General features: G+C 72.9%; 21 protein-coding genes. 8 read left to right on the forward strand and 13 right to left on the reverse strand.

Features of this window, described 5'->3' with window-relative positions:
* Window positions 1-422: 422 nt before the first annotated feature.
* From EL245_RS05935 to EL245_RS05960, 6 genes are all read right to left on the reverse strand, one after another.
* The gene (locus EL245_RS05935) at window positions 423-1,076 is read right to left on the reverse strand and encodes a DAK2 domain-containing protein (protein ID WP_126382321.1); all 654 of its coding nucleotides are present in this window, start codon (window positions 1,074-1,076) and stop codon (window positions 423-425) included.
* Window positions 1,077-1,081: 5 nt separating this feature from the next.
* Complete coding sequence (locus EL245_RS05940) at window positions 1,082-2,083, reverse strand: dihydroxyacetone kinase subunit DhaK (protein ID WP_126382322.1); 1,002 nt, start codon at window positions 2,081-2,083, stop codon at window positions 1,082-1,084.
* Complete coding sequence (locus EL245_RS05945; protein ID WP_126382323.1) at window positions 2,080-3,168, reverse strand: ABC transporter permease; 1,089 nt, start codon at window positions 3,166-3,168, stop codon at window positions 2,080-2,082. Before EL245_RS05945 ends, EL245_RS05940 begins: the two co-directional genes overlap by 4 nt.
* Window positions 3,165-4,214, reverse strand: coding sequence for an ABC transporter permease (locus EL245_RS05950; RefSeq protein ID WP_126382324.1), 1,050 nt, complete (start codon window positions 4,212-4,214; stop codon window positions 3,165-3,167). The genes EL245_RS05945 and EL245_RS05950 overlap by 4 nt, the downstream gene beginning before the upstream one ends.
* Window positions 4,211-5,722, reverse strand: a complete 1,512-nt coding sequence (locus EL245_RS05955; protein ID WP_126382325.1) for a sugar ABC transporter ATP-binding protein — start codon at window positions 5,720-5,722, stop codon at window positions 4,211-4,213. The genes EL245_RS05950 and EL245_RS05955 overlap by 4 nt, the downstream gene beginning before the upstream one ends.
* 62 nt (window positions 5,723-5,784) lie before the next feature.
* The gene (locus EL245_RS05960) at window positions 5,785-6,819 is read right to left on the reverse strand and encodes a substrate-binding domain-containing protein (RefSeq protein WP_232009892.1); all 1,035 of its coding nucleotides are present in this window, start codon (window positions 6,817-6,819) and stop codon (window positions 5,785-5,787) included.
* A 370-nt stretch (window positions 6,820-7,189) separates the two neighbouring features.
* Between EL245_RS05960 and EL245_RS05965 the strand changes: the two genes are divergently transcribed.
* The 4 genes from EL245_RS05965 (at window position 7,190) to disA (ending at window position 12,908) form a co-directional block, all read left to right on the forward strand.
* The gene (locus EL245_RS05965; protein ID WP_126382326.1) at window positions 7,190-7,930 is read left to right on the forward strand and encodes a DeoR/GlpR family DNA-binding transcription regulator; all 741 of its coding nucleotides are present in this window, start codon (window positions 7,190-7,192) and stop codon (window positions 7,928-7,930) included.
* A 139-nt stretch (window positions 7,931-8,069) separates the two neighbouring features.
* Window positions 8,070-10,154, forward strand: a complete 2,085-nt coding sequence (gene tkt / locus EL245_RS05970; RefSeq protein ID WP_126382327.1) for a transketolase — start codon at window positions 8,070-8,072, stop codon at window positions 10,152-10,154.
* 84 nt (window positions 10,155-10,238) lie between these two features.
* On the forward strand, window positions 10,239-11,657 hold the full coding sequence (gene radA / locus EL245_RS05975) for a DNA repair protein RadA (protein ID WP_126382328.1): 1,419 nt from the start codon (window positions 10,239-10,241) through the stop codon (window positions 11,655-11,657).
* Between the two features lie 180 nt (window positions 11,658-11,837).
* Entirely contained in the window at window positions 11,838-12,908 is a 1,071-nt protein-coding gene (disA, locus tag EL245_RS05980; protein ID WP_126382329.1) for a DNA integrity scanning diadenylate cyclase DisA, read from the forward strand.
* 88 nt (window positions 12,909-12,996) lie between these two features.
* On the opposite strand, the gene EL245_RS05985 is transcribed toward disA, so the two are convergent.
* The 4 genes from EL245_RS05985 to EL245_RS06000 all read right to left on the reverse strand — a co-directional run bounded on the left by EL245_RS05985 (window position 12,997) and on the right by EL245_RS06000 (window position 17,039).
* On the reverse strand, window positions 12,997-13,836 hold the full coding sequence (locus EL245_RS05985) for a hypothetical protein (protein WP_126382330.1): 840 nt from the start codon (window positions 13,834-13,836) through the stop codon (window positions 12,997-12,999).
* Between the two features lie 608 nt (window positions 13,837-14,444).
* Window positions 14,445-15,407, reverse strand: coding sequence for an HhH-GPD family protein (locus EL245_RS05990; RefSeq protein ID WP_408608394.1), 963 nt, complete (start codon window positions 15,405-15,407; stop codon window positions 14,445-14,447).
* Between the two features lie 31 nt (window positions 15,408-15,438).
* Window positions 15,439-16,071 (reverse strand): amino-acid N-acetyltransferase, encoded by a 633-nt coding sequence (locus EL245_RS05995; protein ID WP_126382331.1) that lies wholly within the window; start codon window positions 16,069-16,071, stop codon window positions 15,439-15,441.
* Window positions 16,068-17,039 carry a sugar-binding transcriptional regulator gene (locus EL245_RS06000; RefSeq protein ID WP_126384137.1) on the reverse strand — a complete coding sequence of 324 codons (972 nt, stop codon included), beginning with the start codon at window positions 17,037-17,039 and terminating at the stop codon, window positions 16,068-16,070. Before EL245_RS06000 ends, EL245_RS05995 begins: the two co-directional genes overlap by 4 nt.
* 521 nt (window positions 17,040-17,560) lie before the next feature.
* On the opposite strand from EL245_RS06000, the gene EL245_RS06005 reads away from it, so the two are divergent.
* The 3 genes from EL245_RS06005 to glpK all read left to right on the forward strand — a co-directional run bounded on the left by EL245_RS06005 (window position 17,561) and on the right by glpK (window position 21,714).
* Window positions 17,561-19,231 (forward strand): glycerol-3-phosphate dehydrogenase/oxidase, encoded by a 1,671-nt coding sequence (locus EL245_RS06005; RefSeq protein WP_232009934.1) that lies wholly within the window; start codon window positions 17,561-17,563, stop codon window positions 19,229-19,231.
* Between the two features lie 77 nt (window positions 19,232-19,308).
* Window positions 19,309-20,049 (forward strand): MIP/aquaporin family protein, encoded by a 741-nt coding sequence (locus tag EL245_RS06010; protein WP_126382333.1) that lies wholly within the window; start codon window positions 19,309-19,311, stop codon window positions 20,047-20,049.
* 99 nt (window positions 20,050-20,148) lie between these two features.
* On the forward strand, window positions 20,149-21,714 hold the full coding sequence (glpK, locus tag EL245_RS06015; protein ID WP_126382334.1) for a glycerol kinase GlpK: 1,566 nt from the start codon (window positions 20,149-20,151) through the stop codon (window positions 21,712-21,714).
* A 164-nt stretch (window positions 21,715-21,878) separates the two neighbouring features.
* Here the strand turns inward: glpK and EL245_RS06020 are convergent, their stop codons facing one another.
* The 3 genes from EL245_RS06020 to EL245_RS06030 are packed head-to-tail and all read right to left on the reverse strand — an operon-like array spanning window position 21,879 to window position 24,134.
* Complete coding sequence (locus EL245_RS06020) at window positions 21,879-22,148, reverse strand: metal-sensitive transcriptional regulator (RefSeq protein WP_126382335.1); 270 nt, start codon at window positions 22,146-22,148, stop codon at window positions 21,879-21,881.
* Entirely contained in the window at window positions 22,145-23,929 is a 1,785-nt protein-coding gene (locus EL245_RS06025) for an FAD-dependent oxidoreductase (RefSeq protein WP_232009893.1), read from the reverse strand. Before EL245_RS06025 ends, EL245_RS06020 begins: the two co-directional genes overlap by 4 nt.
* Entirely contained in the window at window positions 23,922-24,134 is a 213-nt protein-coding gene (locus EL245_RS06030) for a hypothetical protein (RefSeq protein ID WP_126382336.1), read from the reverse strand. The genes EL245_RS06025 and EL245_RS06030 overlap by 8 nt, the downstream gene beginning before the upstream one ends.
* A 231-nt stretch (window positions 24,135-24,365) precedes the next feature.
* Here EL245_RS06030 and EL245_RS13180 point away from each other — a divergent pair, with 231 nt between their 5' ends.
* Window positions 24,366-24,539: a hypothetical protein gene (locus EL245_RS13180; RefSeq protein ID WP_161512799.1), complete on the forward strand. Its 174-nt coding sequence runs from the start codon at window positions 24,366-24,368 to the stop codon at window positions 24,537-24,539.
* Window positions 24,540-24,568 lie beyond the last annotated feature (29 nt).

A 24,568-nucleotide genomic window follows, 5' to 3' on the forward strand; every position in this document is an offset into this window, starting at 1 on the left:
GACGCCACGACGTCCGGAGGCAAGTGCCCCGGCTCACGGCGCCTGGCACGCTGCGCCAGAACCGTGCCAGATGCGGCGAACTCGAGGTGCCATAAGTCCCGATCTCGCGGTGTCATTTGTCCCGATCTCGAGGTGTCACTTGTCCCGATCTCGCGGTGGTCTAGGTGTAGTTCCCTGTGAGGTTGTGAACGAGGCAGGTATTCGCGATGATCCCGCCATTCACCCGATCCTTCATCGAACAGGATGAGCATCTGCTCATGCAGGCGGCTCGACGAGGGCGACCAGCGTCGGGCTCCCGGCCCCCTGGCGCCGACGCTCAGGACGGCGCCCCGACGACGAGGAGGGGGAGCCCACCACCGAAGTGGGCTCCCCCTCAGTCCGCGGCCGTCGTGCGGCCCCGACCACCTGCGGGTCCTGGCGCCTCAGCCCGCGTCGACCACCGCGGCACGGGGCCCGGTCGTCCCGGAGGCGGCGTCGCGCCACGCCTCGAGGGCACGCAGGAAGGCCGTGGCCCCAGGGTCCTGCAGGCCGATGCTGCGGTCCTGCAGCCAGGAGGCCCGCCCGCGCCGTGACTGCAGGTCACGGGTGGACACGACGGCGTCGGCCGCCGCGGCGATGGCGGCCTCGACGGGGTCCTCGTCCGGCGGGCACTGGGACAGGGCCTGCGCGGCGGGCACCATCGCGTCGAGGATGGTCTTGTCGCCCACCTGGCTCTTGCCGCGGTGGGAGATGTTGTCGGCGGCCGCCTGGAGGAAGGAGGCCGCGGCCGCGACGTCGATGTCCTCGCGCCCCGCCCACGCCTTGGACCCCGCCAGGAGGCCGCCGGCGACGAGCGCGGCCATCGTCGAGGGGTTGGCGTTGGCGAAGACCTTGGCGCAGGCCTTGACCATGTCGCTGGGCTCGTGGATCGCCCCGGCGTCGGTGAGCACGTCGATGACCGCCTGGGCACCGGCGGAGATCGTGATCCCCAGGTCCCCGTCCCCCAGGACCTGGTCGAGGTCGCGCAGCTCGTCGGCGGAGCCGATGAGCAGGACCATCGAGGCGCGGACCTGGTCGATGAGCTCTGGTGTCCTCATGGTTGTCAGGCCTCCTGGAAGAACGGCGAGCGGGCGGGGGCGTCGAGGAGCTCGAGGAGCTCGTCGTCGAGCTTGAGCAGCGAGATCGAGGCGCCGGCCATCTCCAGGCTCGTGGCGTACTCGCCGACGTAGCGCCGCTCCACCGAGACGCCCAGGTCGCTCAGGCGCGTGTGCACCCGGCGGTACAGGACGTAGAGCTCCTCAAGGGGCGTGGCGCCCAGGCCGTTGACGAGCACGGCCACGCGGTCGCCCTCGGCCAGATCGAGGTCGGCGGTAACGGCGTCCAGGATCGAGTCGGCGATCTCATCGGCGCTGCGCAGCTCGCCGCGGTGGATGCCGGGCTCGCCGTGGATGCCGATGCCGATCTCCATCTGGCCGTCGGGCAGCTCGAAGCTCGGCGCCCCGGTCGTGGGCAGGATCGTCGGGGACAGGCCCACCCCCATCGTCGCGGTCCGCTCGACGGTCCTCTCGGCGACCTCGGCGACCCCGGCCAGGTCGTCACCTCGCTCGGCGGCCGCCCCTGCGGTCTTGTAGGCGAAGAAGATGCCCGCCACGCCGCGGCGGTCGGCCTTGCGCTCCTTGGGCTGGGAGGCGACGTCGTCGCGCCCCAGGACGGTCCGGACCTCGATGTCCTCCAGCTCGGCCATCTCGGCGGCCAGGTCGAAGTTGAACACGTCGCCGCCGTAGTTGCCGTACAGGAAGAGCACCCCCTTGCCGCCGTCGACGGCCTGGGCGGCCTCGAGGCACTGCTGGACCGAGGGCGAGCTGAAGACGTTGCCGATGGCCACCCCCGAGCACAGGCCCTGGCCGACATAGCCCTTGAACAGCGGCAGGTGGCCCGAGCCTCCTCCGGTCACGATGCCGACCTTCCCGGCGACGGGGGCGTCGGCGCGCACGAGGACGCGGGGGTCCTGGCCCGGGTGCTTGACGAGGTGGGGGTGGGCGAGGACGATGCCCTCGACCATCTCGTCGACGAAGCGCTCGGGGTCGTTGATGATCTTCTTCATTGCGGGTTCTCCTGAGGGTGGGTGGACGGCACCGGCGCCGTCCTGCGGTGTCGGGTGAGCAGCGCCCTCCAGTCGACCTGGTCGATGACCATGACGGTGATGAGGATGACGCCCTGGGCGATGGAGTACTGGAAGGTGGACAGCCTCATCGCGGTGAAGCCTGACTGGACGATCTGCAGGACCATCGAGGCCAGGAAGACGCCGGTGACCGTGGCGTAGCCGCCGGCGGGGTTGGTGCCTCCGAGCACGGCGATGACGATGACCAGCAGGGTGTAGCTGGCGCCGTAGTCGGCCGAGGCCGTGGGGTTGCGGGCCAGGAACACGACACCGGCCACGGCGCCCAGGAACCCGGTGAGCACGTAGCTGCCCATGAGCAGCCGGCGCGACCGGATCCCGGAGAAGCGCGCCGCCTCGGGGTTGGCCCCCTGGAGCTCCAGGCGCAGCCCGAAGGGGGTGCGGGTGAGGATGAATCCCACTGAGAGGGTGACGACGACGAGCACGAGGAAGAGCATCGGCACCCCGGCGATCGCCGTCTGCCCGAAGGCGGTCAGCGAGGCGGGCGAGCCGTAGAGGGTCTTGCCCCCGGTCCACACGACCGCCAGGCCGTTGAAGATCTGCATCGTGCCCAGCGTGGCCAGGATCGGGGTGATGCCCAGGTAGGCGATGAGCACCCCGTTGACGGCGCCGGCGACCAGCCCCACGCACAGCCCGAGCACGACGAGTGCCGGCCCGGCCTGCTCGGCCCGGGCGGGGTCCTGGGCGGCCAGGAGGGAGAAGGTCGAGGAGATCGTGATGGCGGTCAGGTTGGCGATCGACACGAGAGACAGGTCGATGCCTCCGGTGAGCATGGCGATCATCATGGCCACCGCGAGCAGGCCGATCTCGGGGACGGCCAGGGCCATGTTCTGCAGGTTGAGCCCGGTGAGGAAGACCTCCGGGCGCAGCAGGGCGAACACGGTGAAGGCGGCGAGCACGACGAGGAGCATCCTGCCCACCGACCGGGAGGCGCCGATGCGGGCCAGGAGCGTGCGAACCTGGGTGTCGAGGCGGTCGTTGGCCTCGCGCAGGGACCGGGTGGGGCTCATGCGCTCGTCCCTCCTTCGTCGAGCACCGCCGAGGCCCGTGCGCTGCGGCGTGCGGAGACGGCCTGGAGGCCGACACCGGCCACGAGGAGCACGCCGACCGCCGTGCGCTGCCAGGCGCTGGGGACCCCGACGAGGATGAGGCTGTTGTTGATGATCTGGATGAGCAGGACGCCGATGACGGTCCCCCGCACCGAGCCGCGCCCACCGAAGATCGAGGCTCCGCCGAGCACGACGGCCGCGATGATGTCGAGCTCGTCGCCGACGAGCTCCTGCGGGCTGGCCGAGCGGCCCATGATCATGTAGATCGTCCCGGCCAGGGCAGCGATGACGCCGACGAGCACGTAGACGAGCATCTGGGTGCGCTCGACCTTGATGCCGGCGCGCCGCGCGGCCTCGACGTCGCCGCCGATGGCGTAGATCGAGCGTCCGAACATCGTGCGGTTCATGAGCCAGGCGACGACTCCGATGAGGACGAGCACCGGGATGACCATGACGTGGAGCTGGGCCGAGCCGGTGGGGGTGGCCACGCTCATGATGTTCGTCGTCGAGGCGCTGGCCATGCCCTCGGGCAGCGCGGCGACGTACCGCGAGCCGATGTAGGCCAGGAGCACTCCCATGAACACCCCCTGGGTCCCCAGGGTGACGATGAGCGTGTTGAGCCGGAACCTCGAGATGACCAGGCCGTTGACCGCGCCGAGCAGGGCTCCGATGGCCACCGCGGCGGCGAAGGAGCCCAGGAGCCCCAGGTCGGTGTCGGCCTTGAGCTGGTAGGTGATGACCGCGTAGGAGGCGAAGCTCGCGATGGCGGCGAAGGAGACGTCGATCCCGCCCGAGACGATGACCATCATGACGCCCAGGGCGAAGAGCATGGGCACGATCGAGGACCGCAGGACGGCGAAGAGGGTCGACAGGGTGAAGAAGGCGGGGCTGACCAGTGACATGCCGACGACGAGGACGAGGAGGATGGCCAGCAGCACGCCCTCGTTGTTGCGCCCCCGCAGGCGGGAGGCGACGCGCAGGGCCGAGGAGGTCGTCAGGGCGCTCATGCGACCACCATCTCCCTGATCGCGTCGGTCTCGACGGCGTCGCCGACGAGCTCGCCGGCCAGGCGCCCTGCGTGGGTGACGAGGACCCGGTGGCAGCACGAGGCGAGCTCGGGGGCGTCGTCGGAGATGATGAGCACCCCCATCCCCGCGGCCGCCTGCTCGCGCAGGATGTCGAGGATGTCCGCCTTCGAGCCGACGTCGACCCCGACGGTGGGGCCGTTGAGGATGAGGACCTTGGGGCCGCGGGCGAGCCACTTGGCCAGGACGACCCTCTGGGCGTTGCCTCCCGACAGCGAGCGCACCGGGGCGCTCACGTCGGGGGCCTTGATGCGCAGGGCCGAGAAGTAGGTCGAGATCGTCTGCCTGATCCGGCCGCGCATGAGGGTGCGGGCCCGCGAGGTGTGCTTGTCGATGGAGGCGGCGATGACGTTGTCGGCGATCGGCTTGTCGAGGAACAGCCCCTCGGTGAGACGGTCCTCGGGCACGTACCCGATCCCCGCCGCGATGGCCTCGGAGATGGAGCGGATGCGCACCTGGGCGCCCTCGACGCGGATCGTGCCCGACTCGTGTGCGCGCAGCCCGAACAGGACCTCGGCGACCTCGGTGCGCCCCGAGCCCAGCAGGCCCGTGAGCCCGACGATCTCACCGCGGCGGACCTGGAAGGTGATGTCCTCCAGGGCGCCCGCGGCGCACACTCCCTCGACCTCGAGCACGGCCGGCGCCTGGGGGTCGAGGCCGCAGACCCGGCGGGTCTGGTCCAGGGAGCGGCCGGTCATGTACTCGGTGATGAGCGCGCCGTCGAGGTCCTCGGTCGCGGAGTCGATGACGTTGCGCCCCGAGCGCATGATCGTCACGCGCTGGGCGATCGCCAGGACCTCGTCGAGCTTGTGGGACACGAAGATGAGCGCGACCCCGTCACCCCGCAGCTTGTCGACGACCGCGAAGAGCCGCTCGACCTCGCGGTGGGTCAGCGCCGTGGTCGGCTCGTCCATGATGAGCAGCCGGGCGTCGTTGGCCAGGGCACGGCAGATCGCGGTGAGCTGCTTGTCGGCCACCGACAGGTCCTGGACGTCGGCGTCCAGCGGGAGGGACACTCCCAGGCGCTCGACGACCTCGAGGGCGCGGGCCCGGCTGGCGGCCGGGTCGTAGGTGGCGCGTCGGCGCGCCACCGAGGAGGTCAGCGAGATGTTCTCGGCGACGCTCAGGTTGGGGAAGAGGGAGAAGTCCTGGTAGATGACCTGGATCCCCTCCTTCATGGCGGTCAGGGGGTCGAGGGCCTCGACGGGCCTGCCGTTGACACGGATCGTGCCGGCGTCGGGGCGGTGGACCCCGGAGATGACCTTGATGAGGGTCGACTTCCCGCAGCCGTTCTCCCCCGCAAGGCACAGCACCTCCCCGGCGCTTACGCTCAGCGACACCCCGTCCAGGGCCAGCACGCCGCCGAAGCGCTTGACGATCCCCTCAACCGCGAGGAAGGGCTCGGGCCCCTGTGGTTCCTGCGTTCTCATTGGTTCGTTCCTCGATCCCGGTGCCGGGGGCGCGTGAGGGCGCCCCCGGCACCGGCTCCGCCTCAGAAGTCGTACTTCTTGGCCTCGGTGGCGTCGGCCGCGATGGCGGCGTCGCCGACCCAGACGTTGTCGTAGCCCTCGAGCTTGGTCAGCGAGGTGTAGCCCTCGATCCCCAGGTCGGTGCCCTCGGTGATCTCCCCGCCGTCGTGGAGGATCTTGGCGATCTGGAGCTGGGCCTTGCCCGCCAGGGCGGGGTCCCAGAAGAAGATCTTGTCGATGGAGCCCGCCTCGAGGTACTTCATCGAGGCCGAGGGGATGCAGGTGCCCATGACGACGACCTGGTCGGTCAGGCCCGCCTCCTCGATGGCGCGCGCGATGCCGGGGACGTCGTTGCCCGCGGAGCCCTGGAACGCCTTGATGTCGGGGTACTTGCCCAGGACCTCCTTGGCCTTCTCGTAGGCGGCGGTCTCGTTGTCGGTGGACTCGATGGGCGTCTCGACGCGCTCCATGTCGGGGAAGTTGGCGAGCTGGTAGTTGTAGGCGGCCTCGACCCACTCCATGTGCGTCTTGGCGGTCAGGCCCCCGACGAACTGGACGTACTTGCCCGTTCCCCCGGTGGCCTCGCCGATGTTCTTCATGATGTCCTCGCCGTAGGACTTGTTGTCGAAGGCCTCGATGTCGATGTCGACGTTCTGGATGCCGGTGGCCTCGTGGGACACGACCGTGATGCCCTGCGAGCGGGCCTGGGACAGGACCTGGGACAGGGCCTCCGGGGAGTTGGGGACGACGGTGATCGCCGCGGGCTTCTGCGCGATGAGGTTCTGGATGATCTGGATCTGCTTCTCGGCGGAGTTGTCGTCCCCGCCCTCGGTGCGCGTGTCGTAGCCGTTGGCCTCGCCCCACTCCAGGACGCCGACGTCCATCCTGTCGAACCAGGCGATACCCTTGACCTTGACGACGGTGACCATCGTCTTGGAGTCACCGGCACCGGCGCTCGACGAGCCTCCCGACTCGCCGACGGTGCCGCAGGCGCTCAGCAGCGCCGCCGACGCCGAGCCGGCCGACAGGGCCAGCAGCATGTTCCTCCGAGCAATCATGTGTCATCACTCCTTTGTGACCGTACGGGAAAGGACGCCCCTCCTGACCCCGGGCCCGCAGCGCCTCCTCGCGCGGCGGCCGGTGTGAGCGGCGCCATGGCGAGGACTATAACCACAGATGCGTGCGCGATAGCACGCAAGTTCGTGAGCGATATCGCGCACGCAATCCCATTGTTCACGCATCTCTGCGTTCTGGCGCTTGCTCCTCCCGCTCACCACCAGGAGCGGCCAGTCGACCTATGGCATCTGCCACAGCATGCGCGACATCGCGCACAACCTGGCTCATGGCCTATGCTGGCGGCACCCGATGGCCGCAGGCACCGTTGACCACGGGCCCGCGCGGAACCGACGCGAAGGCATGAGGGCCACGATGCAACGCCATGACCACATCGTCTCGCTCGTGCGGGACTCAGGATTCGAGACAGTCACGTCACTGGCCACGAGGCTCCACGTCAACGTCTCGACGATCCGCAGGGACCTCGAGGAGCTCGCCGCGGCCGGGGCGCTGCGGCGCACCCACGGCGGGGCGATCCCGCCACGCGACCACCTGGCCGGCCTCACCGACACCTCGAACATGCGTGAGAAGCAGGCGATCGGTCCGGCGATGGCCGAGAGGATCCTCGAGGGGCAGACGGTCTTCCTCGACTCGGGATCGACCTGCCTGGAGACGGCGCGGGCCCTCGACCGCCAGCGGGTGACGGTCGTGACCCACGACCTGCTCGTCGGGCAGGAGATCCTGCGCAAGCCGGCCCTCAACCTCGTGTTCATCGGCGGTGAGCTGCTGCCCAACCGCACCCACATGTGGGGTCCGACCGCCGTCGAGCAGCTCAACCAGATCCGGGTCAACGTCGCGGTCTTCGGGGCGAGCTCGGTGCTCGAGGACGGCATCTACGGCAACAGCGCCTACGCCCTGGAGATCGTCCGCAAGATCCGCTCGATCGCCTCGGAGGCCTTCTTCGTGGCGGACTCCACGAAGTTCGGGCGGCCCGCGATGTACAAGATCCTCGGCATCGAGGACTTCACCGCGGGGATCACCGACTCCCTCCTGGCCCCCATCAAGGCGGCCTCCTACCCGATCCCCCTCATCCGGGCCGAGGTGGCCTCCGGGTAGCCCGCCGCGGACGGGGCACCGGCCGGTGGGCTGCGGTACGGTCACCGGGTCGAGTCCTCGGGCGCTCCGCCGCCGGGCCCCGGCTCTCCCCGCCGTCCACCCTCCACCCCATACCAGACCACGTGAAGGAGTCCCGCTCATGACCTCTGAGCAGCTCGCACTGTCCGACGCCGACCTCAAGGCGATCTCGATCGCCAAGGCGCTGGCCGCCGACGCCGTGGAGACGGCCGGCTCCGGCCACCCGGGCACGGCGATCTCCCTGGCTCCGGTGGCCTACCTCCTCTACCAGCAGGAGATGGCCGGTGACCCCTCCGACCCCCGGTGGCTGGGCCGCGACCGCTTCGTGCTGTCGGCGGGGCACGCCTCGCTCCTTCAGTACGTCCAGCTCGTCATGGCCGGCTACGGCCTCGAGGTCAGCGACCTCGAGGCGCTGCGGACGGCGGGCTCCCTGACCCCGGGCCACCCGGAGTTCGGGCACACCGCCGGGGTGGAGACGACGACCGGCCCGCTCGGGGCGGGCATGGCCAACGCGGTGGGCATGGCCATGGCGGCGCGCTACGAGCACGGCCTGCTCGACCCGCAGGCGGCCCCCGGCGAGTCGGTCTTCGACCACTACGTCTACACGATCGTGGGTGACGGCTGCATGCAGGAGGGGGTGTCCTCCGAAGCGGCCTCCCTGGCCGGCACCCAGCGCCTGGGCAACCTCATCGCCATCTACGACGACAACGACATCTCCATCGAGGGGGACACCGACATCGCCTTCGACGAGGACCCCTCGGCCCGCTTCAGGGCATACGGCTGGCAGGTCCTCGAGGTCGACTGGACCGCCGGAGGGGAGTACCGCGAGGACCTCGAGGCCCTCCACGAGGCTCTCGTCCAGGCCCGGGCGGAGACCTCCCGGCCCACGCTCATCCGCCTGCGCACGATCATCGCCTGGCCCTCGCCGACGAAGCAGGGTCAGGCCTCGAGCCACGGGGCCAAGCTGGGCGCCGAGGAGGTCGCCGGCCTCAAGCGGGCCCTGGGCCTGGACCCCGAGGCCCGGTTCGCCACTGACGGCGTCCTGGAGCACACCCGTGCCCGGGCCGCCCGGCGCGCGGCGGCGGCCCGCGAGCAGTGGGACGCCCGCTTCGAGACCTGGAGGACCTCCAACCCCGAGCGGGCGGCTCTTCTCGACCGCCTCCTGTCCGGTGAGCCGCCCGCCGGGCTCGACGAGGCCCTGCCCGTCTGGGAGGTCGGGGAGTCCCTGGCCACCCGGGCCGCCTCGGGGAAGGTCCTGTCGGCCCTGGCACCCGTCGTCCCCGAGCTGTGGGGCGGTTCGGCGGACCTGGCCGGCTCGAACAACACGACGATGGCCGGTCAGGGCTCCTTCCTGCCCGCCGAGCTGGCCAAGGCCCCCGGGGACGGTCCCTACGGGCGCACGCTCCACTTCGGTGTGCGCGAGCACGCGATGGGCTCGGTGATCAACGGCATCGTGCTCGACGGCCTCACCCGCGCCTACGGCGGCACCTTCCTCGTCTTTGCCGACTACATGCGGCCGGCGGTGCGCCTGGCGGCGCTCATGAGGATCCCCTCGACCTTCGTGTGGAGCCACGACTCCATCGGGGTCGGCGAGGACGGCCCCACCCACCAGCCGATCGAGCACCTCGCCGCCCTGCGAGCCATCCCCGGCCTCGACGTCGTGCGCCCGGCCGACGCCAACGAGACGGCCGCCGCCTGGGCCGCGATCCTGCGCCGTCGCCACCACCCCGCCGGCATCATCCTGTCCCGCCAGAACCTGCCGGTGCTGGCCTCCTCCGAGCAGGCCGGATCCGGGGTGGCCCGGGGCGCCTACGTGCTGCGCGAGGCCACCGGCCCTGACGGCGCGCCGACCGCCCCGGAGGTCGTCATCATCGCCACCGGCTCGGAGGTGGCCGTGGCCGACGCGGCCCGCGAGCTCCTCCAGGCCGAGGGCACCGCGACCCGGGTCGTGTCCGCCCCCTGCCTGGAGTGGTTCGCCGAGCAGGACGAGGACTACCGGGACTCGGTCCTGCCCGCCGACGCGGCCCGGGTCTCGGTCGAGGCCGGGATCGCCCTGGGGTGGCGTGAGATCGTCGGGCAGGGCGGCCAGATCGTCTCGATCGAGGAGTTCGGGGCCTCAGCCCCCGGCACCTACCTCTTCGAGCAGCACGGCTTCACCGCCGACAACGTGGCCGCCCGGGCCCGCCAGGCCCTCGCGCGCCCCTGAGTCCAGCCCTGCCCGGCGCCGGGCAGGGGCGGGTCCGTGGCGCGGGACCGGGTTGATGTCAGGGCCTGGCGATAGCGTGCCGCCATGACCTCCTCCAAGAGCGCCGCGAGGGCGCGCACCTCCTACCTGTGCTCGGAGTGCGGCTGGACCAGTCCCAAGTGGTTGGGCCAGTGCCGTGAGTGCCGGGCATGGGGCACCCTCGAGGAGTTCGTTGAGGCCGGCGGCGCCTCCTCTGGCTCCTCGGGGCCGGCCCGCGTCCTCGCGCTGCGCCCGGCCGAGCCCGCCCGTCCCATCGGGGAGGTGAGCGCGGAGGAGGCCCGTGCCCGCCCCACCGGCGTCGGCGAGCTCGACCGGGTCCTGGGCGGCGGGGTCGTGCCCGGGGCCGTCATCCTCCTGGCCGGGGAGCCGGGGGTCGGCAAGTCCACGCTCCTGCTCGACGTCGCGGCCAAGGCCGCCGCCGTCTCCCGCGAGCGCGGCGACGGCCCGGTGCTCTACGTCACCGGTGAGGAGTCGGCCAGCCAGGTGCGACTGCGGGCCGAGCGCATCGACGCCATCGACCCCGCCCTCCTGCTGGCCAGCGAGAACGAGCTGTCGGCGCTGCTGGGGCACGTGGAGTCCACCGGACCCAGCCTGCTCGTCGTCGACTCAGTCCAGACCATCGCCTCGGCCCAGGTCGAGGGCAGCGCCGGGGGCGTCACCCAGGTGCGAGCCGTCGCCGGGGCGCTGATCTCCGTGGCCAAGGAGCGCGGGGTGCCCGTCCTGCTCGTGGGCCACGTGACCAAGGACGGCGGCATCGCCGGCCCACGCGTCCTCGAGCACCTCGTCGACGTCGTGTGCCAGTTCGAGGGGGACCGCCACGCCCGCCTCCGGCTCCTGCGCGCGGTCAAGAACCGCTACGGCCCGACCGACGAGGTCGGCTGCTTCGACCTGGGCGAACGGGGCATCGTCGGCCTGGCCGACCCCTCGGGCCTGTTCCTGTCCGCGGCGCGCTCAGAGGTCCCCGGAACCTGCGCCACGGTCACCCTCGAGGGCCGCCGCCCCGTCCCCGTCGAGGTCCAGGCCCTTGTGGCCGGCACCGCGGCGGGATCACCACGACGCACGACCTCGGGAGTCGACCACTCCCGGGTCGCCATGTCCCTGGCCGTCCTCGCCGCGCGGCTGGGGGTCGACACCTCCTCCTGCGACGTCTACGTCTCGACCGTCGGCGGCGCACGGGCGGTCGAGCCCGCCACGGACCTGGCCGTGGCCGTCGCCGTGGTCTCCGCTGCCCACGGGGTGCCCGCCCCCGCCGGGCTCGTCGCCTTCGGGGAGGTGGGCCTGACCGGGGAGGTCCGCGCCACCGTCGGCATCCAACGGCGTCTGGCCGAGGCCGCTCGCCTCGGCTTCGACCGGGCGATCGTGCCCCTGGCCGGAAGCGAGGAGCTGCGGAGGGTCGAGGGGGTGCGGGTCCTGCCCGTCGGCCACCTCGGGGAGGCCGTCGGCGCGGCACTGCCCCGACCCTGACCCTCGCCCGAGCACCCCAGCGCCTCCACTCCCCCTCCGGTCGGCTGCCGGTCGCGCACCCGGGCGGCAGAAGGAGGCGACCCACCTCACGGCGCAGGCGGCACGGCGCGGCTACCATGTCCGCGAGCCCGCAACCCCGTGCCGGTGCGCCCACGCACCGACCACCACAGGAGCCTTGTGATGACTGACACCTCCGTCAACCTGCTGCGCGAGACGCTGGCTCTCGTCGCGCCGGGAACCGTCCTGCGCGACGGGCTGGAGCGCATCCTGCGGGGACGCACCGGGGCGATCATCGTCCTGGGCTACGACGAGCGGGTCGAGTCGATCTCCTCAGGGGGCTTCCACCTCGACGTCGAGCTCTCCGCGGCACGTCTGCGTGAGCTGTCGAAGATGGACGGCGCCGTCACCGTCGACCGGGCGAACAACCGGATCCGCCGCGCCAACGTCCAGCTCCTGCCCAACGCCTCGATCGAGACCGCAGAGGCGGGCATGCGCCACCGCACCGCCGAGCGGGTGGCCCGCCAGACCGGGCACCCGGTCATCTCGGTGAGCCAGTCGATGAAGATCGTCTCCCTGTACGTCGACGGCAAGCGCCACGTGCTCGAGTCGAGCGACGCGATCCTGGCCCGGGCCAACCAGGCCCTGGCCACCCTCGAGCGCTACACCTCCCGGCTGTCCCAGACCTCGGGCAGCCTCGACGCCCTCGAGATCGAGGACCTCGTCACCGTCCGCGACGTCACGGCCGTCCTCCAGCTGCTCGAGATGGTGCGCCGCATCGCCTCGGACATCGACGGCTACGTCGTCGAGCTCGGCACCGACGGGCGCCTCCTCGACCTCCAGCTCGAGGAGCTGACCCGCGGGCTCATGGCCGAGCGGGACTTCCTCCTCACCGACTACCTGTCCGAGGGGCTGGACACCGCCACCGTCGACGCACGCCTCAAGTGGGTCGGCTCCCCCGCCCTGCTCGACCTGGCCATGGTCGCCCGCTCGATGGGCCTGGGCGGGCCCGACGGCCAGGACCTCGACGCCCACGTCTCCCCGCGCGGCCTGCGCATCCTGGCCAAGATCCCGCGCCTGCCCCTGGTCACGGCGCGCGCGGTGGTCGGCACCTGGGGCTCCCTCCAGGGGGTCCTCGGGGCCTCGGTCGACGAGCTCCAGGCCGTTGACGGCGTCGACGTGCGCAGCGCCCGCACCCTGCGCGACGGGCTGTCCCGTCTTGCCGAGGTCTCCCTGGTCGACCGCTACGCCTGACCGTCCTCGGCGTCGTCCTGACCGCCCGGGGATCGGTGCCCTTCGGAGGCCCCGGCCCGCCGGGCCGACCGGACGGCCCGCCCGACGGCTACTCGACGACGAAGACCTGGTCGGAGGTGGCGTCCTGGCCACCGACCTGGATACGGACCCTGTAGGTCCCCGCCGTGGCCAGGCGGGGGTCGGCCACCACCTCGGCAGCGGGCTCGGTGGACCCGTCGGTCGCTCCGTCACCAGCAGCGTCGGTGGCAGAACCGGATGCAGGGTCGGTGGCAGCGTCGGTGGCAGGGTCGGCGGCAGAGCCGGTGGTTCCGTCGCTCGCGGCGGCGCTCGGTGCCGCGGCCGCCTCCCCGGTGCAGGCGGGATCGGTCGACAGCCCGTCCCAGGTCAGGGAGGTGCTCGTGGAGTCTCCGGCGTCCACGAGCAGGACCCGGGAGGGCGCCCCGGCCGCGCAGGCCGTCGAGGTCCACACCGTGTGGTCCCCCGAGGTGATGACCGCCCCGAGGTTCTGCGCGCCGACGTCGAGCAGGCAGGGCTCGGCGCCGGAGTTGACGACGGCCAGCTCGATCACCATCCCCGCCCCCGTGGCCACCGTCTCGGGCACCGTGACGGTGATGTCGAGGTCGGCCGCCCGGCAGGCCGTGGGCGCCGGGTAGGTGGTCGGCGCCGAGCCGACCTCCTCGGCCGCGTCCTGGTCGCGGATCGTGTCGCGCACCCACAGCGCCCCGGCGATGAGCCCGTAGGCAAGGCCTGCCACGACGGCGACCCCGGTCCCCACGACAAGCAGCCACCGCAGCCAGTACCGGGGCCGGCGGGGAACCGACCGCGCCTGCTTGAGGCGGTCACCGTCGGGGCGCCCCGGCCAGCCCCTGCCCGACCGTCGTGCGGGCGCGGGACGGCCCCGTGCGGGGCGACCGTCCTGGGTCGTCACCGTCCTGGCCGAACGGGCTGCTCCGCGCCCCGCCTGGCGGGGGGAACGGCGGGCGGCCGCCTCACCGTGCTGCCCGCCCTCCGCCCGAGGCCCGGCGGCCTGGCGGGCTGCGGAGGCACGGGCTCCCCCGGCGGTGCGGCCCGTGCGGGTTCCCCGGGCGGTGCTACCAGTGCTGCCAGTGCGGGCTCCCCGGGCAGTGCTACCAGTGCTTCCAGAGGGGTCCGAGGAGCGGCGGCTCGTCGCCGCGGCGCGTCGTGCCGACCCGGAGCGGGGCGCCCGGTTCCCGGCGGCCTCCCTGCCCGCCCCGGTGGCCCCGTCGGGGGAGCGCCCCGGAGCGCCTGAGGCCCTGTCCCGGCCCTGGGCGGAGCCGACGGAGGGGGACCCGGGGCCGTGGGCCCGGCCTCGGGCCGCGCCGGAGGCCGGTCCACGGCGGGCGGACCCGCCGCCGGAGCGCGCTGCCGGGCCGCCGCCCGCGCCGCGGCGCCTGCTGCGGCCGCCGCCCCCCTTTCGTCCTCGTGACATGGCCCTGACTGTACCGGCGCGTGAGCCCGCATCAGGGCAGCACCGCGCCGAGCACCGCGCGCCGCGGCGCGGGCGGTGCCCACCGGTCAGGGCAGGGCGAAGCTCGCCCCGGCGTCCCGGGAGACGATGAGCCCGTCGGCCTCGAGCGAGGCCAGCGCCCGCTCGGGCTGGTCGGGGTCCGCGTCCCCCGCGCCCCCCGCGGCCCGCTCGCCCGCCCGGCGGGCGGCGGCCAGGAGCTCGGCCCGGCTGAGGACCTCCCCGGGCCCGGTGGCCCGCAGGCGGGCCATGACCATCCCCCGGGCCTGCCGGTCGGTGCCGTGCCAGGCCTGGACGCGCCGTCGCCCGGCGTGGGCGTCCGCCGGGCGCCCCGCGGCCTGCCACGCGCAGCCCGGCCGCCAGGGGCACTGCGCGCAGCGCGGGTCCTTGGCGGTGCACACGAGCGCCCCGAGCTCCATGACGGCCATTGACCACCGCGCCGCCTCGGCGTCGTCCCCGGGCAGGAGGGCCTCAGCTCTCTCCCGCTCCGCGCGCCCCAGCGAGGGCGGGGGCAGCGCCGTCCCGCCGACCGCCCGTGCCAGCACGCGCCGGACGTTCGTGTCGAGGGTGAGCGCCCGGCGCCCGTAGGCGAATGCCATGACGGCGCCCGCCGTGTACTGCCCGACGCCCGGGAGCGCGAGCAGCTCGTCGAGCTCGGTGGGGAGGCGACCGCCGTGGCGCGTGGCAAGAGCCTGGGCGCACTCGATGAGCCGCAGCGCCCGGCGGGGGTACCCCAGGTTCCCCCAGGCGCGCAGCACCTCGGCGGTCTGCGCCCGGGCCAGGTCGGCGGGGGCGGGCCAGCGCGCCATCCACTCCTGCCACACCGGGGCGACCCGGGCCACGGGCGTCTGCTGGCTCATCACCTCCGAGACGAGCACACCCCACGGCGTGGTGCCCGGGTCGCGCCAGGGCAGGTCGCGCCGGTGCTCGGCGAACCAGTGGGCCAGCGCGACACCGTCCGGGGCTCCCGGCCCCTGACCGGTGCGCGCCCCTGCGCCCGCACCGGCGCTCACCACCTCGTCCCGGCCCACCGCCGCCTGCCGCTCACAGGTCGAGGAGCATGCGCGTGTTGCCCAAGGTGTTGGGCTTGACCCGGGCGAGGTCGAGGAACTCGGCGATCCCGTCGTCGTGGCTGCGCAGCATCTCGTAGTAGGTGTCGGTCCCCACCGGGGTGCCCTCGATCTCCCGGAAGCCGTTGGCGGAGAAGAAGGCCACCTCGAAGGTCAGGCAGAACACCCGGCTCAGTCCCAGTGACCGGGCCCGGTCGAGCAGGTCGGTGAGCACCGCCTGGCCCACACCGCGGCGCCGGTACTCCGCGCGCACCGCCAGGGTGCGGACCTCGGCGATGTCGTCCCACATGACGTGCAGGGCGCCGCAGCCGATGAGCGCGCCGGTGCGGTCCCGGTCCTGTGAGCCCGAGGCCTCCGCGACCGTGAACTCCTGGATGTCCTCGAAGTAGGTGATGAGGTCCTTGCCGATGAGGATGTGCTTGTCGGCGTACGGGCGCACGATCTCGGCGATGGCCCGCGCGTCGGCCGGCCGGGCGCGGCGCAGCACCGTGCGGAAGCCCTCCGCGCCGTCGGCCAGGGCGACCCGCGGGCCGCCTCGGGTCACTGCCTGGGCGGCGGCGTCGGGCGCCTCGCGGGAGGGCACCGGCCGATTCGTGTCCCCGTTCATGGGGCCTCCTTCTGCTGGGCCAGGGCGAGCACCGCGCGCGCCGTGGCGTCGTCGATGACCAGGTCGGTCGCGACACGGGCGCGCAGGGCCGCCAAGCAGGCCCGAGCCTTCCACGTGCCCGCCACGACGCACAACCTGCGCGGGACGCGAGTGAGCTGGACGGGCGTGGGGCCGGTGGCACGCGCGTTGAGGTCGACGTCGGCCCACGTGCCGTCCTCGCGCAGCAGGACCGTGCACACGTCCCCGACCACTCCCTCACGCCTGGCGACCTCCATGTCGGCCCGTGTGAGGTGGCCCCCCTGGTACACCTGGGAGGGCAGGGGCCCCTCGACCGCCCCGACCCCGAACACGGCCAGGCGCGCCCTGGCCGCCACGCCGAGCACGCGGCGCACCGAGCGCTCGGCCCACATGGCCTCACGCGCCCCTACCTGGTCGAAGAAGGCCGGCACGGGGAAGCCGATCGTGCGCGCACCCAGCGCCTGGCCCAGGCCCGCGAGCATCTGGCCCGCCGAGGGCCCCTCGTGCAGCGGGTCGGAGGCGCCGTTGAGCTGGACGACCGTCAGGCCGGGCACCCGGCGCACGGGGAGGGCCGCGACCACCTCGTTCATCGTCGTGCCCCAGGCCACGCCGATGACGAGGGGCTCGACGGCGCCGGGCCCGGCGGCGGGGCGGTGGTCCTGGTACGCCAGGGCGGAGACGATCTCGACCAGGCGTGCCGCGGCGACGGCGGCGACCTGCTGGAGCCGGTGGACCTCGGTCGTGCCCTCCCGCACCGGCACGATCTGTGCCCGCACACCCATCTCGGCGGCGAAGCGAGCCTCAAGGCTCCCGGCACCCCACGGGGCGGCGAGCTCGATGCGTACGACGCCCTCGTCCCGGGCCCGCGCCAGCAGGCGGGAGACGGTCGAGCGCGAGCAGCCCAGGTGCCGGGCGATCACCTCCATCGTCTCGGCCTGGACGTAGTACATCGAGGCGGCCTCGTAGACCCTGCTCACCTCGGATCCGGTGGCGCCCGGACCCGGCGCCCGCCCTCCCGGGCCGCCCGGCCCGGTCCTCCTGCCACCCGTCCGGGGCCTGTCGTCCGTGGACATCCTTCCGCACCTCCCACCACCGGAGTGCACGTTCGTGCACACGTCTTGCCCATCGTCTCACACGCCACGGATCCTTGGTGCCGGGCCCCTGCGGGGCCGAGCCCGGGCAGCGCCGCCCGATCGAGGCGGCGGCGCGCGGGCGCGGACCCGAGAGCACCACGACGACAAGCCAGGCCACGAGACGAGGACCAGCAGCCATGAGTCACCGCGAGGACCACGAGGGCAACGAGGATTACGAGGGCCGCAACCGGACGAGCAGGACCAGCAAGGCCGACAGGGCGAACAGGGCCACCAGGGTTCACGGGGCCGTGGGCGCCGACTGGGGTGCGGCCGGGCCGGCGGCCCTGCCCGAGCCCACCGCGCTCACCACCGCCCAGCGCAGCGCCGCCCTGGAGTCGATGAGCTCCCCCGAGGGGCTCGACGTGCTCGTCGTCGGCGGCGGCGTGACCGGGGCGGGCATCGCCCTGGACGCCGCGAGCCGCGGCCTGCGCACCGGCATCGTCGAGATGGGCGACTGGGCGGCCGGCACCTCGTCGTGGTCCTCCAAGCTCATCCACGGGGGGCTGCGCTACCTCTACCAGCTCGACTTCCCCCTGGTCCACGAGGCCCTGACCGAGCGAGGTCGGCTGCTGACGACCACCGCCCCCCACCTCGTCAAGGCCCAGCCCTTCCTGTGGCCGCTCAAGCACCACTACGAGCGCAGCTACTCCGCGGTCGGGGTGGGCATGTACGACGCCCTGGCCGTCGCGGGGGCCCGGGGCCGCAGGACGGTGCCGATCCAGAAGCACCTCGGGCGTGCCGGCACCCGGGCGCTGGCCCCCGCCCTCGACTCCTCCCACCTGGCCGGTGCGATCCGCTTCTACGACGCCCGCGTCGACGACGCCCGCCTCGTCATCGACCTCGTGCGCACCGCCGTCGGCCTGGGGGCCATGGCCGCCAGCCGCACGAAGGTGACCGGCTACCTCAAGGACGCCCACGGCACCGTCACCGGGGCGCGGGTCACCGACCTGGAGACCGGGACCGCCCACGAGATCCGGGCCGCCGAGACGATCAACGCCACGGGCGTGTGGACCGAGCAGACCCAGGACATGGCCACCACCGAGGGCGGCCTCAAGGTCCTGGCCTCCAAGGGCATCCACATCGTCGTGCCCCGCCAGGCCATCGACGCCCAGACCGGGATCTTCCTGCGCACCGAGAAGTCGGTGCTGTTCATCATCCCCTGGCCGCGCTACTGGGTCATCGGGACGACCGACACCCCCTGGACCCAGGACGTGTCCAAGCCCGTGGCCACCTCCGCCGACATCGACTACGTCCTCGAGCACGCCAACGAGGTGCTCACCCGCCCCATCCGCCGTGAGGACATCATCGGCACCTACGCCGGGCTGCGCCCCCTCCTCCAGCCCCACCTCAAGCCGGGGGCGGAGGCCGCCTCGACGAAGGTCTCTCGCGAGCACACCGTCACCCGCGTGGCACCGGGCCTCACGGCGATCGCCGGCGGGAAGCTGACCACCTACCGGGTCATGGCCGTCGACGCCGTCGACCACGCCCTGGGTGAGGCGCGCGCCCACGCCCACCCCTCGGCCACCGCCGACCTGCCTCTTGTCGGCGCCGCCCGCTACCACGAGGAGGCGGCCCGCGCCGGTGAGGTCGCCCGGAGCCGGGGGTGGACCCTGGCCCGGGTCACCCACCTGCTCGACCGCTACGGCGACGAGCTGCCGGCCCTGCTGGCGGCCATTGACGAGGCCGGCCCCGAGGCGGCCTGGGACAGGCCGCTGGCCCTGGCCCCGGACTTCCTGCGCGCCGAGGTCGCCTGGGCGGTCACCCACGAGGGCGCCGCCCACCTCGACGACGTCCTGCTGCGCCGGGTGCGTCTCGACATCGAGCAGCGCGACCGCGGCCTGGCCGCCGCGCAGGAGGTTCTCGAGGTCATGGCCCCGCTCCTGGGCTGGGGCGAGGAGGAGGTCGCCGCCGAGCGCGCCTCCTACGCCGCTCGGGTCGAGCAGATCGCCGCCGCGGAGAACGAGGGGACCGACGCCGCCGCGGTGGCGCACATCGAGCAGGCGATCTGACGCCGTCCCGTGCTCCAGGACGAGCCTGGCGCACGCATCCCGACCGACCGCACGCCATGTGCAGAAAGTGAGCCCAGATGACTCCCACCCTGGGGCAGGTCTTCCTGTCCGAGCTCTTCGGAACGCTCATCCTCATCCTCGTGGGTGCCGGCGTGTGCGCCGCCGTCACCCTGCCCAAGTCCAAGGCGCAGGCCTCGGGCTGGATCGTCATCTCCTGGGGATGGGGACTGGCGGTGTTCATGGGCGTCTACGCCGCCTATGCGACCGGCGCCCACATCAACCCCGCCGTCACCCTGGGCCTGGCCGCCGCCGGGCGCGACCTGGCCGCCGGCGTGCCGGCGACGGCCGTCAACATCGCGGTCTACGTCGCCGGGCAGATGGTCGGCGCCTTCCTCGGCGCCGTGGCGGCCTGGCTGGCCTACAAGAAGCACTTCGACGAGGAGGCCCCGGCCGAGGCCAAGCTCGGCTGCTTCTCGACCGCCCCGTCGATCCGCTCCTACGGCTGGAACCTCGTCACCGAGGTGATCGCGACCTTCGTCCTCGTGGGCTGGATCATCCAGTCGGGCAAGACCCCCTCCCAGCTCGGGCCGCTGGCGGTCGCCCTCGTCGTCGTCGGCATCGGCCTGGCGCTGGGAGGCCCGACCGGCTACGCGATCAACCCCGCCCGCGACCTGGGCCCGCGCCTGGCTCACGCCGTCCTGCCGATCCCGGGCAAGGGCGGGTCGGACTGGTCCTACGCCTGGGTGCCCGTGGTCGGCCCGATCATCGGCGGCGTGGCTGCCGGTCTCATCGTCCCGTCCATGGCAGGACTGTTCTGAGCGCCCGCTGACCTCCTGCGGGGAGCCCGTCAGGGCGCCTCGCGACGAGCCCGCCGGGCTCCCGACCGCACCGTCACAACGACGTGAAAGGACATCCTCATGACCGACAAGACCTACGTCCTGGCCATCGACCAGGGCACGACCTCCTCGAGGGCGATCCTGTTCAACCACGACGGCGAGATCGTCGCGGTCGACCAGAAGGAGCACGCCCAGATCCTTCCGCGGGCCGGCTGGGTCGAGCACGACGCCCTGGAGATCTGGCGCAACACCCGCGACGTCGTCGCCGGGGTCCTCTCGGCCGCGGAGATCAACCGCCACGAGATCGCCTCGGTGGGCATCACGAACCAGCGTGAGAGCGTCGTCGTGTGGGACCGCACCACCGGTGAGCCGGTGCACAACGTCATCGTCTGGCAGGACACCCGCACCCAGCGGATCTGTGACCGGCTGGCCGCCTCGGCGCCGGGGGCCAGCGCCGAGGCCCCCGACTACGACCGCTACAAGGACCGGGTGGGGCTGGGCCTGGCGACCTACTTCGCCGGGCCGAAGGTCGCCTGGATCCTGGAGAACGTCGAGGGGGCCCGTGAGCGCGCCGAGGCCGGCGACCTGCTCCTGGGCACGATGGACACCTGGGTGCTGTGGAACATGACCGGCGGGGTCGACGGCGGGGTGCACGCCACCGACGTGACCAACGCCAGCCGCACGATGCTCATGAACATCGACACCCTGGACTGGAACCCCGAGATCTGCGCCGACATGGGCATCCCCGTCTCGATGCTCCCGGAGATCAAGCCCTCCTCGGGGGTCTTCGGGTACGGGCGCAAGAACGGCCTGCTCGTCGACACCCCGATCTCCGGGATCCTGGGCGACCAGCAGGCGGCGACCTTCGGGCAGGCCTGCTTCGAGGTCGGCCAGGCCAAGAACACCTACGGCACCGGCTGCTTCATGCTCATGAACACCGGGACGACCCCGGTGCGCTCGGCCAACGGGCTGCTGACGACGGTGGCCTACCAGATCGGGGACGCCCCGGCGGTCTACGCCCTCGAGGGGTCGATCGCGGTGGCGGGCTCCCTCGTGCAGTGGCTGCGTGACAACCTCGGTCTCATCACCGAGTCCAAGGACGTCGAGGAGCTGGCGCGCTCGGTGGAGGACAACGGCGGGGCCTACTTCGTGCCGGCCTTCTCCGGCCTGTTCGCCCCCTACTGGCGGCCCGACGCCCGCGGGGCCCTCGTGGGCCTGACCCGCTACGTCAACAAGGGCCACATCGCCCGGGCCGTCGAGGAGGCCACGGCCTTCCAGACCCGCGAGGTCCTCGAGGCGATGAACCGCGACGCCGCCGCCTCGGGCTCCCCGGGTGCGACCCTCACCGAGCTCAAGGTCGACGGGGGGATGACCCGCGACGAGCTGCTCATGCAGTTCCAGGCCGACCAGGTCGGCGTCCCGGTCGTCCGCCCGCAGGTCGCCGAGACCACCGCGCTGGGGGCGGCCTACGCCGCGGGCATCGCCGTGGGCTTCTGGTCGGGGACCCAGGACGTCGTCGACAACTGGGCCGAGGGCAAGCGGTGGCTGCCGCAGATGGACCTCGACGAGCGCGAGCGGCTCTTCCGCAACTGGAAGAAGGCCGTGACCCGCACCCTGGACTGGGTGGACGAGGACGTCGTCGAGTAGTCCCCCTCGGTGGGCGGCCCCGCCCAGGGCCGCCCACCGTCTGCCTCTCCCGCCGGGACCGGCGGTCGCGACGCCCCCGCCTCGGGCTCCGCGGCCGCCGGTCCCGGCCTGTGTCTGCGGCCCGGCGGCCCGGTGGCCCGGCGGCCCGGGCTCGGGTCCTGGTCTCAGGACAGGGAGAGGAACATCTTCTCCAGGCGTGCGGGGTCGACGCTCCGTCCGCTGGGGTCCTGGGCGTAGCAGGTGCGCATGCCGGTGGCGATGACGGCGTAGCCGGCCCGCTCCACGGCCTTGGACACCGCGGCGATCTGCGTGACGACGGCCTCGCAGTCCTCTCCCTCCTCGAGCATGCGGATGACCGCGTCGAGCTGGCCGCGGGCGCGCTTGAGCCGGGTGACGGTGGGGCGCAGGTCGGTGGGGTCGAGATGGACGGTCATGCCCGGTCCTCTCCCTGCTCAGGTCCCAGGACACCGGGGCCGTGGGCGGCCGACCAGGTGCGGTAGCCGCCGTCGAGGTTGGCGGCCTGGAGCCCGTGCTGGAGGGCGAGGCGCACGGCGAGGTGCCCGCGCGCGCCGACCTGGCAGCTCATGATGAGGGGCCTGTCCCGGGGCAGCTCGGCCAGGCGCTCACGCAGCTCGTCGACCGGGACGTTGAGCGCCCCGGGGATGTGGCCTCGGGCGAACTCGGCGGTGCTGCGCACGTCGACGAGCACCCCGCCGGCCTGGCGGGCCTGGGCCAGCTCGTGCCACTGGATGGTGGGGGTCAGGCCCGACAGGACGTTGTCGGCCACGAGGCCGAGCATGATGACCGGGTCCTTGGCGGCCCCGTACTGCGGGGCGTAGGCGAGCTCGAGGTCGGCCAGGTCAGGGCCGTTCAGTCCGGCTCGGATCGCGGTGGCCACGACGTCGATGCGCTTGTCGACCCCGGCCTCGCCCAGGCCCTGGGCTCCCAGGATCCTCCCGCTGCCTGCCTCGAGGACGAGCTTGAGGCTCATCGAGGCGGACCCGGGGTAGTAGGTGGCGTGGTCGGCCGGGTGGGTGTGGACGACGACGACGTCAAGCCCGGCAGCGCGGGCTCGCTTCTCGCTCCACCCCGTCATGGCGACCTCGAGGCCGAGGACCCCGACGATCGCGGTGCCGATCCCGGGGGCGGCCTGGGGGCGCCGTCCCAGGATCGAGTCAGCCACGACCCGCCCGTGCCGGTTGGCGGGCTGGGCCAGGGCGATGAGCGTCGGCTCACCGTCCAGGGCGCTGCGCTTGAGCGCGGCGTCGCCGGCGGCCCAGATGCGCGGGTCGCTCGTGCGCTGCTCGTCGTCGACGACGACGCCCCCGCGCTCGTCGACCTCGAGGCCTGCCTCGGCGGCCAGGGCGGTGTCGGGTCGCACCCCGACGGCCACGACGACGAGGTCGGCGGGCAGGCGGGTGCCGTCGGTCAGGACGGCCTCGTGCGCCTCGACCCGGCTGAGCGAGGTGCCTGTGCGTACCTCGATCCCCGCCTCGCGCAGGCGGGCGGCCACCGGGGCGGCCATCTCGGGGTCGAGCGGCGGCAGGACCTGGTCGGCGAGCTCGACGAGGGTGACGGACAGCTTCCGCCGGTGGAGGTTCTCGGCGACCTCGAGGCCGATGAAGCCAGCTCCCAGGACGACGGCGCTGCGCGCCGGGCCGCCATCGGGACCGCCGGTGGCCACGGCGGCCAGGAGGGCGTCGGCGTCGGCGACCGAGCGCAGGCTCAGGGCCCGTTCGATGCCGGGGACCGGGGGCAGGACGGGTCGTGCCCCGGGGGCCAGGACGAGAGCGTCGTAGGGCAGGTCCTCCTCGGTCGGCGTCCCGTCCGCGGCGGTGGAGCGCACGCGGACGGTGCGCGCGGCGCGGTCGATGCTCAGCGCCTCGGTGCGCACGCGCACGTCGAGGTTGAAGCGCGCCGCCAGGCTGGCGGGGGTCTGCAGGAGCAGGCTGTCGCGCTCGGTGATGACGCCACCGACGTAGTAGGGCAGGCCGCAGTTGGCGAAGGACACGTGGTCACCGCGCTCGAGCACGGTGATGCGTGCGGACTCCTCGAGGCGGCGCAGGCGCGTGGCGGCGCTCATGCCTGCGGCGACGCCGCCGATGACGATGACGCGCCGTGGGGAGGGGGCGGGGACCTGATCCTCGCGCCGCTCCGGGGCCAGGGGGCGGCCGGCGGTCTCGGCCGGCCCGGTGGGGGAGCTCGTCTCAGGCACCTCGGCCCCCTCCCACAAGGCGCGAGAGCAGACCGCCGGTGCCGGAGGCCCTGGAGGCTCCGGAAGCTCCGGGGTGCTCCGAGCCTGTGTCGTCGCAGGTGCAGCGCTCAGGGACGGGGACAGCGGCCATCACCTCCTCGGCGTGCTGGCCGCAGCCGGCCCAGGTCGTCTTGCCGCAGGTCGTGCAGGTCACTGCTCGGCACATCGGGGCTCCTTGAAAGGTCGACACGACGATACCCCCTGGGGTATCTAGGTGCCGGCCACTATACCCCCACGGGTATCCCCGTGTCCCGACCTCCGTCGCCCCTCCCGCGGGCGTGCGCGACCTGAGCCCAACAGGAACCTGTCAACCTTGCCCGAACCGCACCGATGTGAAAGCATAACGATGACGTCACAACGCCCCGCCCCTGGATCACACCCTGTCAAGGAGGCCCTGATGGCCGAGAACCAGAAGAAGGACGCCATCAAGAGCGTCCTTGATCGAATCGTCGAGGTCCGCGGCCAGGTGGGCGCGACCTCGGGGACCTCAGCCGGAGGGACCACGCTTGCCACATCGTTGTCGGATGCCTGGGTCTCCACGAAGGCGGAGCTCATCGACAAAGCGTCATGACCTTCGTCCGGCTGTACCCAGACTCCTTG

Source organism: Actinomyces howellii (genome assembly GCF_900637165.1).
Lineage (GTDB): Bacteria > Actinomycetota > Actinomycetes > Actinomycetales > Actinomycetaceae > Actinomyces > Actinomyces howellii.

What these genes read in the sequence shown, in the direction of transcription:
- EL245_RS06030 (WP_126382336.1), bottom strand. Translation starts at nt 24,134, where the DNA reads ATGTGCCGAGCAGTGACCTGCACGACCTGCGGCAAGACGACCTGGGCC.
- EL245_RS05955 (WP_126382325.1), bottom strand. Translation starts at nt 5,722, where the DNA reads ATGAGAACGCAGGAACCACAGGGGCCCGAGCCCTTCCTCGCGGTTGAG.
- EL245_RS06020 (WP_126382335.1), bottom strand. Translation starts at nt 22,148, where the DNA reads ATGACCGTCCATCTCGACCCCACCGACCTGCGCCCCACCGTCACCCGG.
- EL245_RS13180 (WP_161512799.1), top strand. Translation starts at nt 24,366, where the DNA reads ATGGCCGAGAACCAGAAGAAGGACGCCATCAAGAGCGTCCTTGATCGA.
- EL245_RS05960 (WP_232009892.1), bottom strand. Translation starts at nt 6,819, where the DNA reads ATGATTGCTCGGAGGAACATGCTGCTGGCCCTGTCGGCCGGCTCGGCG.
- disA (WP_126382329.1), top strand. Translation starts at nt 11,838, where the DNA reads ATGACTGACACCTCCGTCAACCTGCTGCGCGAGACGCTGGCTCTCGTC.
- EL245_RS06010 (WP_126382333.1), top strand. Translation starts at nt 19,309, where the DNA reads ATGACTCCCACCCTGGGGCAGGTCTTCCTGTCCGAGCTCTTCGGAACG.
- EL245_RS05935 (WP_126382321.1), bottom strand. Translation starts at nt 1,076, where the DNA reads ATGAGGACACCAGAGCTCATCGACCAGGTCCGCGCCTCGATGGTCCTG.
- EL245_RS05945 (WP_126382323.1), bottom strand. Translation starts at nt 3,168, where the DNA reads ATGAGCCCCACCCGGTCCCTGCGCGAGGCCAACGACCGCCTCGACACC.
- EL245_RS06000 (WP_126384137.1), bottom strand. Translation starts at nt 17,039, where the DNA reads ATGTACTACGTCCAGGCCGAGACGATGGAGGTGATCGCCCGGCACCTG.
- glpK (WP_126382334.1), top strand. Translation starts at nt 20,149, where the DNA reads ATGACCGACAAGACCTACGTCCTGGCCATCGACCAGGGCACGACCTCC.
- EL245_RS05950 (WP_126382324.1), bottom strand. Translation starts at nt 4,214, where the DNA reads ATGAGCGCCCTGACGACCTCCTCGGCCCTGCGCGTCGCCTCCCGCCTG.
- tkt (WP_126382327.1), top strand. Translation starts at nt 8,070, where the DNA reads ATGACCTCTGAGCAGCTCGCACTGTCCGACGCCGACCTCAAGGCGATC.
- EL245_RS05940 (WP_126382322.1), bottom strand. Translation starts at nt 2,083, where the DNA reads ATGAAGAAGATCATCAACGACCCCGAGCGCTTCGTCGACGAGATGGTC.
- EL245_RS05965 (WP_126382326.1), top strand. Translation starts at nt 7,190, where the DNA reads ATGCAACGCCATGACCACATCGTCTCGCTCGTGCGGGACTCAGGATTC.
- radA (WP_126382328.1), top strand. Translation starts at nt 10,239, where the DNA reads ATGACCTCCTCCAAGAGCGCCGCGAGGGCGCGCACCTCCTACCTGTGC.
- EL245_RS05995 (WP_126382331.1), bottom strand. Translation starts at nt 16,071, where the DNA reads ATGAACGGGGACACGAATCGGCCGGTGCCCTCCCGCGAGGCGCCCGAC.
- EL245_RS06005 (WP_232009934.1), top strand. Translation starts at nt 17,561, where the DNA reads ATGAGCTCCCCCGAGGGGCTCGACGTGCTCGTCGTCGGCGGCGGCGTG.